Consider the following 17584-nt stretch of genomic DNA (forward strand, 5'->3'; position numbering starts at 1 on the left):
CATATGTCCTATTTTATGACACTTTGTGTACTCTGCTTACTTTTTTCTTCTGCTACCCCTACTTATTGAGCCGATACATCGGTGAAATGTCAAAATTTTAGGTTGGGTCACGAAACCCAACCTACTATATTTATTTTTTGGTCGGAACTTTTAAGATTTTGTCGCTCACCATTTGGTCAACGATTAAGTCGCTGATAATTTGAGCCCCGTGGGAGGTAAAGTGCAAGCCGTCATTATTTTTTACATAACCTCGCTTACCCGATTTATTAGCAACTACAGGAACAAATCTTCCGCCTTTTCCAAAAGTTTCCCAGGTCGAAATATATTCAATTTTTGATGAAGATTGGCTGGCATTTTTATAAATATCGTTCATAATAGGAAAAGCTTTGATATACGAAGATTTGTTAGGTATAGATTGACCTATCCAATAGACTTTTCTCACCGAGGAGGAATCAAGTAAAGTGGCATATTTTTCAACTCTTTCTTGATAAGCTTTTTGCCATCCTTGGCTCATAACTGCCCAGGCTTTTCCTTGAAAATCAGTAATATTTTGACGGTCATTGGCTCCAAACAAAACTATCACTACATCCGGCTGGTAATTATTAAGAATTTGGCGAGTTCTGGCATACCAGTCATAATAATCTATCCGATTTAACCCCGTCGAGACTTTGTAGTCAATTTTCGTATCGGCGATATTGTATTTTTTCTTAAGAGTGTACTGGAGTTGAATTCCTAAGTCGAACAGTACGGAATCTCCAATAAATAAAAATCTGCGATAAGGTCTGGTCAGTTTAGGTTTAGCTGGGGTTGGTTTTTTAGCATTAGCGGGCATTGGGGGTTCAACGGCCGCTTTTGTTTCGGTTTTGACAGGAGGAATTTCTGCTTCTTTGGCGAGGCTATCGAAGTTAATATCTTTAATTTGGCTCCAAAAAGCTTGTTCGGATTTTCGGAAACCGTCTATTTCGATCCGGCGCGCGGCTTCTTTGATTTCTGGACTGGCGAAAGGAGTTGAAGCAAAGCTTTTGAGAAATAATGATAAGTTTGAAAATATTAAAGTGAGAATGACAGAAGTAACAATTAGCAAAAATTCCCGGTCTTTCATATTTCTTAGAAATTAAAGTAAATAAAAGGCGGAACGGTACTTGGCCCCAACATCAAGATAGTATACACGAGCAGCGAAACTAAGACAACCCGAAAGAAAATGTTTTTTAATGACAATAACGTTTGCAATAGTTTCGCGATGCGATCGCCCCACAAGTTGAGCGCGCCAATGACTGCAATTACTAAATACAATTGCCAAAAGTTAAATTGAAAACTTCCGACGGCAGGATGGACAATTCCTTCAAAAAAACTCACCGCAGTTTCCCAGTTTGGAGTGCCGAAAAATACCCAGCTACAAGTAACAAAACTAAATGTTAACAACCAACTGCAAAATTTAGCCAATCTGGGAAAGGCATAGTCTAATTTAAAGTGGATAGCTTGGGGGATATCTTTACATAAATGGTTGACAACCAATCCTAAACCGTGAATTGCTCCCCAGAAAATAAAGTTTAAACCTGCGCCGTGCCAAAATCCGCCGATCGCCATTGTTAAAAATAGATTTAGGTACTTTCTAAACTTGCCGTATTTGTTGCCGCCCAAGGAAAAGTAAAGGTAATCCCTCAGCCACTCGGAAAGACTGATGTGCCACCTTTTCCAAAATTCTTGCAGGCTCAGCGATCGGTATGGCATATTAAAGTTGGCAATGGGTTGGAAACCCAGCAAACAGGAGATGCCGTTGGCTAAATCTGAATAGCCGCTGAAATCTACGTAAATTAAACAGGAATAGGAAATTGCCGCCAGGATTAAATCGATGCTGCTGTACTGCTGGGGGACTTTGAATGGCAAGTCAGTGAAGTTAAACAAAAAGCTGGCTAAAGTATATTTTTTGAAGAGTCCCGACAAAATCAAAACTATAACTTCTTCAATTTGATAGTCGTATTTTTTCGGGGAATTTAGCTGCAAATAAAATTCGGGAGCTCGCGAGATTGGCCCGGAGGCAATTTGCGGAAAGTAGGTAATGTAGGCGGCATAGTCTATAAATTTTGGACAGGGTATTTTTTGCTGGTAGCAGTCGATTAAATGAGAAATTATTCTAAAAGTGTAGAAAGACACGCCGACGGGGGCGATTATTTGCAACACTGGAAAGCTGGCTGGAATTTGTAGGTGGTTCAGTATCTCAAATAAAGAAGTTACAAAGAAGTTGCAATATTTAAAGATGCCGAGATAGACAATGTTGAAAACTAAGCCGGAGATTAAAGCAAGTTTTTTATACTTACTGTTGCACAGAACCCGAAGAGTGATATAGTTATAGGCTGTAGAGAAAACGAGGAGCAAGAGAAAGTCGAAACTCCAAAAGGAATAAAATAACAAACTGGAAACTAACAAGACAATTTTATACAAATCGACTTGGGGTTTCACAGAGACGATCAGGCTAAAAATAATTAGGAAAAATACTAAAAATTGGTAAGTGGGAAATAGCATAAATCTCAGTCGGTAAAAAATCTTGTTTGTGGCAATATTTTTATAAGTACGGCCAGCCAACCTATCCCGAAGGATATCGCCAGAGTCGGTCTGACCGCACCAAATTTCGGGGTGGATTGCGGACTGTAAGCTTTTGTAAGAGGTCAATTAGGTCACAACTTCCCCCCTAGTTAACCGCACTCATAAATTCACAATCCTGTTTAAAGATTATGATGGTTGTGAGACGATGTATTAACGGATAACAACAGGAATCCCCTTGATTGCGAGGAACTAACGTGCAGCCAACAGACCCTAGCAAATTTACAGATCAAGCCTGGGAAGCCATTGTCAAATCCCAGGATGTAGCCCGCCGCTTTGCCAATCAGCAGCTAGAGGTTGAACATTTAGCCATCGCCCTTCTCGAACAGCAAGGTCAGGCCAACAGCATTCTCAGCAAAGCTGGAGTTGATGCCGCCCGCTTTGCCCAGCAGTTAGATGCTTTTGCCAAACGACAGCCCAGAGTTGCCAACGCTGACCAACTATACCTCGGCCGCGGCTTAGAAGTGATGTTAGATGTTGCCGAGGCCACCAGGGCGACTTGGCAAGATAATTTTATCGCCGTTGAACATTTATTAATTGGTTTAGTTGAAGACGAACGAGTCGGCCGCAGGTTGCTGACAAAAGGCGACGGCCCGCCGGGCCGCCCCGGTTACGATCGCAAACCCCCAGCCGGTACGCTCGATCGACCAAAACTCGAAGAAGCAATCAAATCAGTCCGCGCCACTACTAAAGCCCAAGAAAAAAATTCCGAAACTGGGAAAGCCAGCCGCAGCAGCGCTAAAGCCCAAGAGCAAGATGGCGAAGCTAGCTCCGACGCCCTCAGCAAGTACGGCCGCGATTTGACAGAAGCCGCCAAAGCCGGCAAACTCGACCCAGTAATCGGCCGCGACGAGGAAATCCGCCGCGTGGTACAAGTTCTTTCCCGCCGTCAAAAAAACAATCCGGTGTTAATTGGCGATCCCGGAGTTGGAAAAACTGCGATCGCCGAAGGTTTAGCCCAGCGAATTGTCAACGGCGACGTACCGGAATCTTTGAAAAATCGCCAGCTATTTAGCCTCGACATGGGCAGTTTAATTGCTGGGGCAAAATTCCGGGGCGAATTTGAAGAACGATTGCGGTCTGTTCTGCGGGAAGTCATCGATTCCGACGGGCAAATTGTCCTATTTATTGACGAATTGCACACCGTTGTCGGTACTGGCGGCGGTGGCAGTTCCGGTTCGGGGATGGATGCGGGAAATTTGTTAAAACCAATGTTGGCGAGAGGCGAATTGCGCTGCATCGGCGCTACAACTCTCGACGAATTCCGCAAGAATATTGAAAAAGATCCTGCACTAGAACGCCGCTTTCAACAAGTATTTGTCGGCGAACCCAGCGTTGAAGATACTGTTTCGATTTTGCGCGGATTGAAAGACCGTTACGAACGCCACCACGGGGTAAAAATTACAGATTCGGCCCTGGTAGCTGCTGCAACTCTGTCTTTTCGCTATATTTCCGATCGCTTTTTGCCGGACAAGGCGATCGACCTGGTAGATGAAGCGGCCGCCCACTTGAAAATGGAGATTACCTCTAAACCTGTGGAATTGGAAGGCATCGACCGCCGGGTGATGCAGTTGGAAATGGAAAAATTGTCGATCGAAGGCGAAGGAAAAGGTGCTCTCGCCCCTGGGCTCGGCTTCCGCGTCGAACGCATCACATCTGAGATTGACATTTTAAAAGTCAAGCAGGAAAAATTGTCCTCTCAGTGGTTGGGCGAAAAGCAGTTGTTGGATGCAATCAATAAATTGAAAGCAGAAGAAGACCAACTGCGAGTGCAAATCGAACAAGCAGAAAGGGCTTACGATTTGAATAAAGCCGCACAGTTAAAGTACGGCAAGTTGGAAACTGCGGTGCGCGATCGCGAAGCGAAAGAAGCGGAACTTTTGAAACAGCAAGCTCAAGGTTCTTCCCTGCTGCGCGAAAAAGTTACTGAAGGCGACATTGCGGAAATTGTCGCCAAATGGACGGGCATTCCGGTTAACCGGTTGTTAGAATCCGAACGCCAAAAATTGCTGCAATTGGAAAAACACTTGCACCAAAAAGTCATCGGTCAAGAGGAAGCTGTAACAGCCGTGGCGGCGGCAATTCGGCGCGCTCGGGCGGGCATGAAAGACCCCGGAAGGCCGATCGGCTCTTTCTTGTTTATGGGCCCCACAGGCGTCGGAAAAACTGAGTTAGCGCGGGCGTTGGCGGAGTTTTTGTTTGACAGCGATGATGCGATCGTCCGCATCGATATGTCGGAATACATGGAGAAGCACAGCGTTTCTCGGTTGGTAGGAGCTCCTCCCGGATATGTCGGTTACGATGAAGGGGGACAACTTTCCGAAGCAGTGCGGAGACATCCTTATTCGGTAGTGCTGTTTGACGAAGTGGAAAAAGCGCACCCCGACGTATTTAACATTTTGCTGCAAGTGTTGGATGACGGCAGAATTACCGATTCTCAAGGTCGAGTGGTTGACTTTAGAAATACCGTAATTGTGATGACTAGCAATATCGGCAGCGACCACATTTTAGACGTGTTTACTAAGAAGGAAAAAACCGTCAAAAAACCTGCTACTCGCAAGCAGGAAACGAAAGATTTGTCAAGCCAAAAGACAGATTATAAAGTGGCTGCCGACGGTACTGTTGAGGTGTCGGCCGAGCGAGTCGATACTGCCGAGAAGAGTGAAAATCAAAATTTATTGACTCAAGAACGGGAGACAGACCAAGAGTACGAACAGATGTTAAAACGGGTGATGACAGCCCTGCGATCGCACTTCCGGCCCGAATTTCTCAATCGGGTGGACGAGATAATTTTGTTCCACACTTTGAGCAAGACGGAACTGCGGCAAATAGTCAGTATCCAAGTGAAGCGGATCGAGCGTTTGTTGGCCGAGCAAAAAATTACTTTGGAACTGTCAGATGCGGCGAAAAACCATATCACAGATGTCGGTTACGACCCGGTTTACGGCGCTCGTCCCTTGAAACGCGCCATCCAGCGGGAGCTGGAAAACCCGCTGGCAAACAAGATTCTGGAAAATGCGTTTGTGGAGGGCGATACAATTGCGATCGACTGTGAAAATAACACTTTGCAATTTCGCAAAAAAGATTCTCGCCCAGCGCTGACAGGTAACAGTTTGTAGTTGCCGAACAGCTAGGAACAGGCAAGATGCCTGTTCCACCAACAATCAATTTTTCTTGGGGAGCAGGCATCCTGCCTGTTATTAAAAATGGTGAAATATATTATCAAGAATTAGAGATGGTGCGGCTACCATAGGCATCCATGCTGTAGGCAGGAACGCGAACGCGGTAATCAATTTCTGTTCCCGTCACTGATTTTGCTAGTTGTTCAAAAGATTCATCGTTCCAATTCCGCTCGTGGATGGGCTTTGACTGTTCCCCGAGGAAATATGCTTGAGTGCCAATTACTGAGGCCGCGACCCAACCGACGATTAAAAGAGCGATTACAATAGTCATTTTTGCTTTTTCCTTAACTTTTGTTGCTTTATGTAAACTAATGTAACGAAAATTATTAATAAACGTCAAGGTACTGTAATGTCGTGGCAACCGTCCGGCAGGTAGTAAATACCGCACCTAATCCTGAGTCTGTAGGGTGTGCTTAGTGTCAACAAGGGCTCGATCCCCCCTAGCCCCCCTTAATAAGGGGGGGACAAGAGTGTTCTCAAAGTCCCCCTTATCAAGGGGGATTTAGGGGGATATAGACTGGGCTACCAGCGAGAGATACAGAGGGGTTTCAGGCTTAAGTTGACACGCCTTGGTAGGGTGGGCACTACCGCGCATCGGTAGCTAGCACAGTACCCGGATTGTGAACTGTATCCGAAATAGCAAAACAGATTGTTGAGATTTTATAGTTAAGAAGTTATAAGTTTTGCGTTAATAAATTACGATTAAAAGTCTGCCGCTGGCAGGACGATCGCGGTCAAATTATAAGTTATGATTTATCAGTTTGGATTTGAACGAACAAATCCCAATTACCAAATTTTAAGTACAAATTCTCAATTACCAATCATCGCTAAAAATCATGCCAAACTCAATGTTAAATGACGACCCCTTGTGGTTCAAAGACGCGATTATTTACGAAGTACCAGTTCGGGCTTTTGCCGACAGCAATGCAGACGGGATAGGCGACTTTAGAGGACTGACAGAAAAACTGGATTACCTGCAAAACTTGGGAGTAACAGCAATTTGGGTACTGCCATTTTTTCCTTCGCCGCTCCGAGACGACGGCTACGATACATCTCACTATACTACCGTCAACCCGATTTACGGCACATTAGAGGACTTTAAAGACCTTTTAGAAGCAGCGCACCAGCGGGGAATTCGAGTCATTATTGAGTTAATTGTTAACCACACTTCCGACCAGCACGCTTGGTTTCAGCGAGCGCGCCGCGCCCCGAAAGGAAGTAACGAAAGAGATTTTTATGTGTGGAACGACACCCCGGAAAAATATCAAGAGGCTCGGATTATTTTCCAAGATTTTGAAACATCTAATTGGGCTTGGGATCCGGTAGCAAAAGCTTATTACTGGCACCGTTTTTATTCCCACCAACCCGATTTGAATTACGACAATCCGGCCGTCCGCCAAGCCATCTTAGATGTGGTAGATTTCTGGTTGGCATTGGGAGTAGACGGACTGCGAATGGATGCGGTGCCTTACCTGTACGAGCGCGAAGGTACTAACTGCGAAAACCTGCCCGAAACTCACGTATTCTTGAAGCAATTGCGGAAGCACGTAGATGAGAAATTCCCGAACCGGATGCTGCTTGCTGAGGCGAATCAGTGGCCGGAAGATGCGGTTGAATATTACGCGGCTGGCGATGAATGTCACATGAACTTTCATTTTCCGCTGATGCCACGTTTATTTATGGCTTTGTATATGGAAGATAGCTTCCCAATTAGCGACATTCTCCAGCAAACTCCGCAGATTCCCAATAACTGTCAGTGGGCATTATTTTTGCGGAATCACGATGAATTGACGCTGGAAATGGTGAGTGATGAAGACCGAGATTATATGTATCGGGTTTACGCTCAAGACACTCAGGCGAGAATTAATTTGGGCATCCGCCGCCGCTTGGCTCCTTTGATGGGAAATAACCGCCGCCGCATTGAGTTGATGAATGCTTTGCTGCTGTCTCTTCCGGGTACGCCGGTGCTTTACTACGGCGATGAAATTGGCATGGGAGACAATATCTATTTGGGCGATCGCAACGGGGTGAGAACTCCGATGCAGTGGAGTGGCGATCGCAATGCCGGTTTCAGCCGTGCTAACCCGCAGCGGCTGTACGCACCGCCAATTGTTGACCCTGAATATCACTACGAATCTATTAACGTGGACGCGCAGCGGGCGAATCCAAGTTCTCTGTGGTGGTGGATGAAACGCCTGATTGCAATTAGGCAGCGCTTCCAAGCATTCGGCCGTGGAACTTGCGAGTTTCTGTACCCGGAAAACCGCAAAGTTTTAGCTTTTGTACGCACTTATCAAGACGAACACATCCTCGTAGTGGCTAATTTGTCACGCTTCGTCCAGACGGCAGAATTAGACCTTGCGCCCTTTAAAGGTGCTGTTCCAGTGGAGATTTTCGGCCGCACGGAGTTTCCTCCAGTTGGCGAGTCGCCTTACTTTTTGTGCTTGAGTCCTCACACTTTTTACTGGTTTACTCTTACTGTCAAACACGAAGATTTTTCGCTGCACGGTGTTCCCACAGACTTGCCTACTTTGGCGGTGATAGGCAATTGGAAAACTGCTTTTGCTACAAGTCAGTTAAGGGATATGCTGCTTAATATTTTGCCGGGATACCTGCGGCGCAATCGCTGGTTTAGCGGTACAGATCGGGCAATTCAATCATTAGAAATAAGTGAGATTGTACCGATTGAATGTAAAGATAGTGCCGGGGAGGAATCTCAAGTTTACATTCTGTTTTTGCAGTTAAATTATACTGAAGGTATGCCGGAAACTTACGTTTTGCCTTTAGGTTGGGAAGAGATGAAAGGCGATGTAGACGAGCGGGCGATCGCGCGCCTGCACTTCCCAGAAACCAACAAGGAAATCGGGGTACTATTTGATGCTGCTGGGGAAAAAGGTTTTCTGAGCGCGCTGCTGGGGGCGATCGCCAATTCTCGCAGTTACAGAGGTACTGCTGGCCAACTACTAGGAATTGCCGACACTGCATTCAGCTCAGAAGAAGATTTATCCAACCTCGACCCTCACCTGTTCAAAAAAGAACAAAGCAATACATCCGCAGGTTACGGCGACCGCTTCGTCCTGAAAATATTGCGAAAAGTCGAGGAAGGAATCAACCCCGAATTAGAAATCGGACGCTTTTTAACAGAGCGCAACTCGATCCAACACTACGCTCCAATTGCCGGAGCCTTGGAATATCACACACCAGCAAAACAAGTCCTTACAGTCGGAATCCTACAAAAATTAATCCCCGACAGCGTAGATGCTTGGTCTTATACCTTAGACACACTGCGCGACTATTTCGAGCAAGTAATGACAGTAGAAGCAAAGCATTCCGGTGAGAATTTATCTACGGCCCCCGAAAGTTATTTACCGAACGCTTTGACCGGACAGCAGCGGCAGCAAAACTCGCTAGTAGCCGATTTATCGCTAGAAATTCCGGCATTAGCTCGCGAACTCATCGGCTCTTACTTAGCATCAGCCGAACTTTTAGGTCAGCGGACAGCCGAACTTCACCTCGCTTTAGCTGCTGACACAGAAAATCCCGCTTTTGCCCCAGAAAACTTCACTTCCTTTTACCAGCGTTCCATTTATCAATACATGAGAAATCTGGCCGGAAGAACTTTGCTGGAGCTGAAAAAACGGATGTCCAAACTGCCGCCAGAAGTACAAAAATCGGCTCAAAAGCTCCTCAACCGCGAAGAGTTGATCATGGAACGTTTCAAGTCTATTTTGAACTTGAGAATCACGGCCGATAGAATTCGCTGTCACGGGGACTTTCATTTCGGGCAAGTTCTTTATACAGGCAAAGACTTTGTAATTATTGATTTCGGAGGAGAACGGAATCGACCGTTAAGCGAGCGGCGGATGAAGAGGTCGCCCCTGCGAGATGTTGCGGGAATGCTGCAATCTATAAGTTACGCTGTTACTTTGGCACTCCGCAATGAAGTAGAAAGTGGGATGATTCGCCCGGAAAATCTCCCGGAGATGCAGCAGTGGGCGAACGTTTGGCACCGCTGGGTCAGCCTGACTTTTCTTAACAGCTATTTGGTAACAGCAGGCGATGCCAATTTCTTGCCCAAATCTATACCGGAACTACAAGTTTTGTTGGATGCTTACATTTTGGAAAAAGCGGTTGGCGAGCTAGCCTACGAACTTAATTACCGCTTGGATTGGGCGGAAATTCCGATGAAGCGGATTCTACAATTGCTGAATTTATAAGGGTGGGTTTATCTATACTCATTAGGGTGCGTGACTTTTTAGTTACTCAATTAACAGCGAGATGCTGGAGAGTCACGCACCTTACATGACGCCAAATCTGCTTTGATAACGATTTTCGGCGAATATAATTCGCTCTTCTACAAACAAATTCCGCGCCGCGCGAGGCTAGAAGAAAAAATGGTAAAAAACTGATTTCCTCTTACTTAAAATAAAGAGCGGCTTGATATAAAACTTGTTCTTGATGAGTTAACAAAGTGCAGTCAGAAAGCGGGTAAGCCACACAAGTAACAGCGTAGCCAGCTTGCACTTCTGACGGCTTCAAAAACTTTTGTTCGCTTTGGTCGATTTCACCGCTCAGCAGTTTGACAACGCAAGCAGAACACTCTCCTTGCTTGCATCCATTCGGCAAGCGGATGCCGGCATCTTCTGCGATATCTAAGATATACTGGTCGTCTGGTACTGCGATCGTGCGATCGAGCGCGAGAGCCTCATTCACCAACCGAACTTGATAAACAGCCATTTCCACCTCTTATATTTGGATTGCTGGTATTCAACTAAAATAGATGATTACAACTTACAGAAAAAATCAAAATGTAGGGTGCGGACGAAGCACATTCCGCTATACATGATAGCTAAAAAACCCAGTATTTTCAAAACACCGGGTTTTTGAGAAACCACAACCTCGATCGCTATACTAGACAAGCGCTTCTTGATAATCGAGATTTTCATCTAGATAAATAGCCCGAATATCCTCCGGCAAGTTGGATTCTAAACTTTGATATCCTTTTTGCAGCAAAGCCTTTACCTGAGCGGGCGAAATAGCTTCGCCTTCTGCTTGCAAATAAGCTGCAATGCGAGTTTCGCTCCAGCGGAAAGTCTGAGCCATCAACACCACTAAACGCGGCAGCGGCGCTAACAATTCTAAGGCTTGTTTGACGTAACACCACAGGGGAGGCGGAGCCGATTGCAAAGAGTAGTGAATCGACTCAACAGGGGGCAATTCAGCTTGATTTATGCAGACTGCGGTGACATTAATCAGCCAGTTTTGGAGACTGAGATTTCCGCCATCAGACTCTTGGATCTCGCGGCGCAAATCGAGGCCTCGCAGTTCGTGATAGATGTGCAGCCAAGTGTGGGCAAACAGGTAATCGCCTTGTACGGGCGATCGCACGGAATGGCGAATCAGGGAGTGTACAATTTGAGCGTAGCGGCAAAAAATCGCCGTGAAGAAGCGACCCTGATCGGGATGGTTTTGAAACAGAGTCAATAATTCCTGGTCGCTGTGATGGAACAGGGATTTGACCACAGGATGGTTGAGTTCTGAAAAATTAGGTGTTTGCACAATTGTTCTGGAAAGGTTTGGAGAATAAATGCGGGTGCAGCCCGATTATACAACACGATATACATTTGATGCAAGTGCTTAAAAAATATGTTGATATTTAAGTCAATTTAATTATATAATGGAATTTGTAAGTGACGCTGAATAAACCTAAATTAATAGAGTAAATTTTCTTTATTCACCCTCACATACAAAAGTTGTTTAAAGGGTAAATTATTGGTATGTCTAGCATTAATACTGGTATCGAATGGACCGACAGAACATGGAATCCAACGACTGGCTGCGATAAAATCAGTCCAGGTTGTACGCATTGTTATGCTGAAGCATTAACAAAACGGTTTCATACTAATTTCCCTAACGGGTTTACTTTAACGGAATACCCAAAGCGCTTGAACGAACCTAAAAGCTGGCGAAAGCCGAGTCGCATTTTTGTTAACTCTATGAGCGATTTGTTTCATGAAGATGTTTCTGTGGAATTTCTGAAACAAGTTTTTGAGGTAATGCGTGAAACTCCTCACCACATTTATCAAATTCTTACGAAGCGAGATAAACGTTTAGTAGAGTTAGCCCCTCAACTTGAATGGTCTGATAATATTTGGATGGGCGTGTCTGTTGAGAATCAAAATTATGTTCATCGTGTGGATTCTTTGCGACAAGTCAATGCAAAGGTACGCTTTTTATCCTGTGAACCACTTTTAGGGTCGTTACAGCTTGATTTAACCGGAATTCACTGGGTAATAGTTGGTGGAGAGTCGGGACAAAAACACCGTCCAATGCAAGCAGAATGGGCACAAAGTATTCGGGATCAGTGTCAGGATGCTGAAGTCGCGTTTTTCTTCAAGCAATGGGGAGGTAGAACACCTAAAGCTGCTGGGAGACTTCTCGATGATAAAATTTGGGATGAGATGCCAAAAGCTGAGAATAAACAGAGACAAAAATTGCTTCGGTGATCGAAGATGAATAAATGCTAGTAACAGAGGCTAAATTATTACAACTAAAATTTAATAATCATATTATTCTACTATTTTTAGCAAACTATTTAGTGTGTAAGGCTTTTTAGAACCAGGTTTTTGTATCTCTAACATCCCTTCTTGATACAGTGAACCGAGAATATCGTTGTAATGCTGAGTTCTTTTTAAACAACCCAAATCATTCAATTTTAAAATAATATGAGTAATTACATCTTCAAAAGATTTCCATTCAGATTTGAGTTCACGCAAGATTTGGAGAGATTGTGTTTTAATTATAGCGATGCGTCTTTTCTGTTCTGCTTCCCATTCTTTATCAAGAAATTTTTCAATTCCTTGATAATTATCTTGAAAAAACAATAATTTATCTTCATCACAAACAAAATCATTCAGAAAATGACCAAATGCTTTTTCTGGATGATTGCTGCCGACTACAATACTGTATTGAGGTCTGACATCATTATAAGTTTCCTTAATTTCAAAGCTAGTTACACCTCTAAAACCTCCTTCTTTTCTCATTCTTTCCTTGAAGTATTCCAGCGCCCACCTTTCAAATTTTTGAGGCTCATTTTTTAGTTCCAGCCACTTTGGTTTCCACTCTATATCAGAATTAACACCTAGAAGCGTAGTCAAATTTTTCATATAACTCTCGGCAGTTTTTTGTTCTTTAGAATCAGCATAGGTAGTTTTGTACTGCCCAGCATTACGAGCTACTTGTATATTGTGAAAAAGCAAAAATACTTCGCCCTTATACTGACTTACATAATTTCCTATCTCACATATATTATCGAAATTCATTCCTTTAACAGCAAAGGTATCAAGAAAAAATAAGGTAGGATAGTTTTCTAAGTCTGTCATTAGCTCAGGAAAAGCAACCTCAAATGTTTGAGGTTTATATATTTTATATGACAATCCCTCACCTACAGTTTCACAATTTTTACGGAGCTTTTTATTGAAATCACGCTTAGATTCTATAAAGAAACATTTTAAATTTACCCGCTTCTCTTCTCGGAAGAGTTTAGCGCATTTAAGAGCTATTAAGGGTGAACCATCAGTATTTTCAAAATCATGTTCATACTTACTTGACCAAAATTTTGAATTGTTTACAAAATCTTCAATGCCTATTCCTTCTGTATATTTTCCTATTCCTGCGAACCCATCGACATAATTTAAAGACTCTGATTGATAAGCTTTATTACCGCCCAGATTGTAACAATAAGACTGAATATACCTCAGCATAATCCGATGTTTAGCTGCTGACCATGACCGTTTTCGAGTAAAGTAATTTTCTGGGTTATTTGGTTCTTCAGGAAACAGAGAAAATGATAATTGTACACCTTCCATTTTCACCCCCGCGCTATTATAGACTGTAGTTGAATTTATTTTCTAAACACAGTGTAGCCGAAAAACCGAGAGAGGTCAACATTTGAAAACGTAAACCCCTCTTAACTTTTTATACAACAACCATATCCTCCGCCCCCAGGAGTCTCAATTACAAACACATCCCCCGGCTGCATTTCCACAGTCGCCGTACTCCCCAAATCCTCAACTTTACCATCAACCTGTTCAACATAATTCCGCCCAACTTTCCCCGCTTCACCGCCATTCAAACCGCAAGGAGAAATCACCCGCCGCCCCGATAAAATTCCCGCCGTCATCGCCTCCCGAAAGCGCACTCGCCGCACAACTCCATTCCCCCCACGATGAGATCCATTACCGCCGCTATGAGCTCGAATTGCAAAACTTTCCAACAACACCGGAAACCGCCATTCTAATACTTCGGGATCGGTTAAACGCGAATTAGTCATGTGAGTTTGCACCGCATCAGTACCGTCAAAATCTGCACCAGCGCCCGAACCGCCGCAAATTGTTTCATAATATTGATAGCGCTGATTCCCAAAGGTAAAATTATTCATAGTTCCTTGAGAAGCAGCCATCACTCCCAACGCGCAATACAAAGCATCGGTAATATTCTGTGATGTTTCCACATTACCTGCTACCACCGCCGCCGGATAGCGAGGATTCAGCATACAGCCTTCGGGATTGATGATTTCGAGAGGTTTCAAACAGCCCGCATTTAGAGGAATATCGTCATCTACTAAGGTGCGGAAAACATACAAAACAGCCGCTTTGCACACCGCAGCGGGAGCATTAAAATTGTTGGCTTGTTGACCTGAAGTGCCAGTAAAATCTATTTTTGCACTGCGCGCAGATTTATCAATTGTAATCGCTACCTTAATTTGTCCGCCACTATCCATCGGATAAGTAAATTCGCCATCACTCAAAACCTCAATTACCCGCCGCACCGACTCTTCCGCATTGTCTTGTACGAAGCCCATATAAGCTTGCACAGTCTCTAATCCATAATGTTCTACCATCTTGAGCAGCTCTTCTGCGCCGCGCTTGTTAGCAGCAATTTGTGCTTGCAAATCGGCTATATTTTGAGGGGAATTGCGAACCGGAAAATTTCCCCCTGTCAGAAGTTCTAGTAATTCTTTTTCTCGAAAATTGCCCTCGCTTACTAACAGGAAATTGTCAAGCAATACACCTTCTTCGGTTACTGTTGTACTGTTAGGAGGCATGGAACCGGGAGTGATGCCGCCGATGTCAGCGTGGTGTCCCCGCGAGGCCACATAAAACAAAGGAAGGGAGGAATCACGATCGAATACTGGAGTAATAACGGTGATATCTGGTAAATGCGTGCCGCCGTTGTAGGGATTGTTAGAAACATAAACATCGCCCGGTTGAATCGCATTGCCTTGTGCTAAAATTAAAGCTTCAACGCTTTCGCTCATCGAGCCTAGATGCACGGGAATGTGCGGCGCGTTGGCAACTAATTGCCCGTTTTTGTCGAAAATTGCACAGGAAAAGTCGAGACGTTCTTTGATGTTGACTGACGAACTTGTGTTTTGCAATGTGACGCCCATTTGTTCGGCGATCGCCCGAAACAAATTATTAAAAATTTCCAGCAAAACCGGATCGGATTTAACCGCAGATAAACCCGAATGAACGCGGATATTATCTGCCTCCATCGGCGTGCATCGGCGGTTCAAAATTAGATCGTTTCTCTCGGTTAATTCCGCTTCCCAGCCCGGTTCAATAACATTAGTTCCCGTAGCTTCAACAATCATAGCAGGGCCTTCTATGCAGTCGCCCGATCGCAAATCGTCTCTGTGATAAACAGGCGTTGCCCGCCACCCGCCACCCACATACATTGGCACCGTTGAGATTGGTTGCACAGGCAAGATGTCCGTCCCACCAGAGGGGGAAATTGTGGATGCTTCCGGCACATCCATTCTTTCTACAACTTCCACCGAAACCGCTTCCACAATCAGCGGTTTTTCTGGCATAATAAAACTGTAACGCTGTCGGTGTGCTGCTTCAAATTCAGCCTGCATGACCTCAATATTGTCAGCAAAATCAACCGCCAAAACTGAGTCACTTCCCTGATATTTTAAGCGCAGCTTCCTAATAACTAAAACCTCTGACTCATTCTCTGCGTTCTCTGCGCCTCTGCGGTTCAATTCCCTCTTTCCCTCAGCCTCCAATGCAGTTAAAATATGATGCAAATCAGCTAATAATTCTGCATTTAAGTGTTGCTCGATCGCCCTTTCGCGAATAGCCCGCACATCAGCCAAACCCATACCGTAAGCTGACAACACACCCGCATAAGGGTGAATAAATACCCGTTTCATCCCCAAAGCATCCGCGATCGCACAAGCGTGTTGGCCGCCCGCACCGCCGAAACAGCACAATGTATACTCCGAAACATCGTAACCGCGCTGAAGCGAGATTTTTTTGACAGCATTTGCCATCTTTTCCACGGCGATCGCCAAAAACCCCTCCGCCACCTGTTCCGCCGTCCTATCGCCCCCAATTTCCCCCGCTAATTGCCCAAATTTTTGCTTTAGTACCTCAGGGGCGATCGGCAAATCTCCATTCAATCCAAATACTTTCGGGAAAAAATCCGGTTGAATTTTGCCCAACATTACATTGCAATCAGTAACCGTCAAAGGGCCGCCTTTGCGATAACAAGCAGGCCCAGGATTGGCCCCCGCAGACTCCGGCCCGACGCGGTAGCGAGCCCCGTCAAAAAAGACAATTGAACCGCCGCCGGCTGCTACAGTGTGAATTGCCATCACGGGCGATCGCAATCTCACCCCAGCAATTTCCGTCTCAAATTCGCGTTCGTATTCGCCGTTAAAATGGGCAACATCTGTCGAAGTTCCGCCCATATCAAAGGTAATAATTTTATCAAAACCTGCCTTTTTGCTCGTTTGAACTGCACCGACAATTCCCCCAGCAGGCCCCGATAAAATACTGTTTTTTCCTTGAAATTGTGCCGCGTCCACTAAGCCGCCGTTTGACTGCATAAACATTAATTTAGGGGGCGGACACGGGGAGGGCGGGCACGGGGACACCGCCCCTACAGGAGATAACTGACTGGTTACTTGTTCGACGTATCGACGTAAAATCGGAGATAAATAAGCATCGACAACCGCAGTATCTCCCCGCGAAACCAGTTTCATCAGCGGGCTAACTTCGTGAGATACTGAAATTTGAGTAAAGCCAATTTCTCTCGCTATTTTAGCAACTTGTTTTTCATGTTCCGAGTAGCGGTAGCCGTGCATGAATACGATCGCACAACTGCGAATTCCCTCATCGTATGCTTGCTGCAAAGACGGGATAAACTCGGGATTGACAGCAGTTAACTCCTCACCTTGAGCGCTGTAGCGTTCTGCAACTTCAATAACTCGATCGTACAGCATCTGGGGCAAAACAATGTGACGCGCGAAAATATTCGGGCGGTTTTGATAGCCAATTCTCAGCGCATCGCGGAAACCTTTAGTAATTAACAGAATTGTGCGATCGCCCTTTCGTTCCAGCAAAGCATTTGTCGCCACCGTCGTCCCCATTTTAATCGCTTCAATTTCGGTGGCGGGTATCGCTGCGTCGGCGGGAATTCTCAAAATATCGCGAATTCCTTGGACTGCGGCGTCGGTGTAGCGTTCCGGGTTTTCCGACAGCAGCTTGTGAATGACTAATTTACCGTCGGGGCGCTGGGCGACAATATCGGTAAAAGTACCGCCGCGATCGATCCAAAATTGCCAGCGAGTGTGATCGGGATAAGTAGGATTCATATCTCTTTTTTTTGATATTTTTGCTTGATTAATTTACAATTATTGACCCAAATTCTGTTCGAGTCAATTCATAAAACTCATAACTTTGGCTCATAAAACTCATAATTTATGGTCGCTCAAACTAGCAGGCGATCGC

10 protein-coding genes are annotated in these 17584 nt (G+C 44.9%); 3 read left to right on the top strand and 7 right to left on the bottom strand.

The window, feature by feature from the left end:
* Window positions 1–130: 130 nt before the first annotated feature.
* Entirely contained in the window at window positions 131–1102 is a 972-nt protein-coding gene (locus QUA62_RS21095) for a DUF459 domain-containing protein (protein WP_333406423.1), read from the bottom strand.
* Window positions 1103–1107: 5 nt separating this feature from the next.
* Complete coding sequence (locus QUA62_RS21100; RefSeq protein WP_333406425.1) at window positions 1108–2181, bottom strand: MBOAT family O-acyltransferase; 1074 nt, start codon at window positions 2179–2181, stop codon at window positions 1108–1110.
* A 617-nt stretch (window positions 2182–2798) separates the two neighbouring features.
* On the opposite strand from QUA62_RS21100, the gene QUA62_RS21105 reads away from it, so the two are divergent.
* Window positions 2799–5720, top strand: a complete 2922-nt coding sequence (locus QUA62_RS21105) for an AAA family ATPase (RefSeq protein ID WP_333406427.1) — start codon at window positions 2799–2801, stop codon at window positions 5718–5720.
* A gap of 103 nt (window positions 5721–5823) precedes the next feature.
* Here QUA62_RS21105 and QUA62_RS21110 read toward each other — a convergent pair whose 3' ends face one another.
* The gene (locus QUA62_RS21110; protein ID WP_333406429.1) at window positions 5824–6054 is read right to left on the bottom strand and encodes a photosystem II protein, Psb35-related; all 231 of its coding nucleotides are present in this window, start codon (window positions 6052–6054) and stop codon (window positions 5824–5826) included.
* Window positions 6055–6631: 577 nt separating this feature from the next.
* Here QUA62_RS21110 and treS point away from each other — a divergent pair.
* On the top strand, window positions 6632–10000 hold the full coding sequence (gene treS, locus QUA62_RS21115; protein WP_333406431.1) for a maltose alpha-D-glucosyltransferase: 3369 nt from the start codon (window positions 6632–6634) through the stop codon (window positions 9998–10000).
* A gap of 199 nt (window positions 10001–10199) precedes the next feature.
* Here treS and QUA62_RS21120 read toward each other — a convergent pair whose 3' ends face one another.
* Window positions 10200–10520, bottom strand: coding sequence for a 2Fe-2S iron-sulfur cluster-binding protein (locus QUA62_RS21120; RefSeq protein ID WP_333284386.1), 321 nt, complete (start codon window positions 10518–10520; stop codon window positions 10200–10202).
* A gap of 174 nt (window positions 10521–10694) precedes the next feature.
* The gene (locus QUA62_RS21125) at window positions 10695–11342 is read right to left on the bottom strand and encodes an RNA polymerase sigma factor (RefSeq protein ID WP_006634336.1); all 648 of its coding nucleotides are present in this window, start codon (window positions 11340–11342) and stop codon (window positions 10695–10697) included.
* A gap of 218 nt (window positions 11343–11560) precedes the next feature.
* On the opposite strand from QUA62_RS21125, the gene QUA62_RS21130 reads away from it, so the two are divergent.
* Window positions 11561–12289, top strand: a complete 729-nt coding sequence (locus QUA62_RS21130) for a phage Gp37/Gp68 family protein (RefSeq protein WP_333406433.1) — start codon at window positions 11561–11563, stop codon at window positions 12287–12289.
* Window positions 12290–12352: 63 nt separating this feature from the next.
* Here QUA62_RS21130 and tcmP read toward each other — a convergent pair whose 3' ends face one another.
* Complete coding sequence (tcmP, locus tag QUA62_RS21135) at window positions 12353–13651, bottom strand: three-Cys-motif partner protein TcmP (protein ID WP_333406435.1); 1299 nt, start codon at window positions 13649–13651, stop codon at window positions 12353–12355.
* A gap of 101 nt (window positions 13652–13752) precedes the next feature.
* Complete coding sequence (locus tag QUA62_RS21140; RefSeq protein WP_333406437.1) at window positions 13753–17448, bottom strand: hydantoinase B/oxoprolinase family protein; 3696 nt, start codon at window positions 17446–17448, stop codon at window positions 13753–13755.
* Between the last annotated feature and the right edge of the window lie 136 nt (window positions 17449–17584).

Origin of the sequence: Microcoleus sp. MON1_C1, from assembly GCF_036701945.1 — a bacterium.
GTDB lineage: Bacteria > Cyanobacteriota > Cyanobacteriia > Cyanobacteriales > Microcoleaceae > Microcoleus.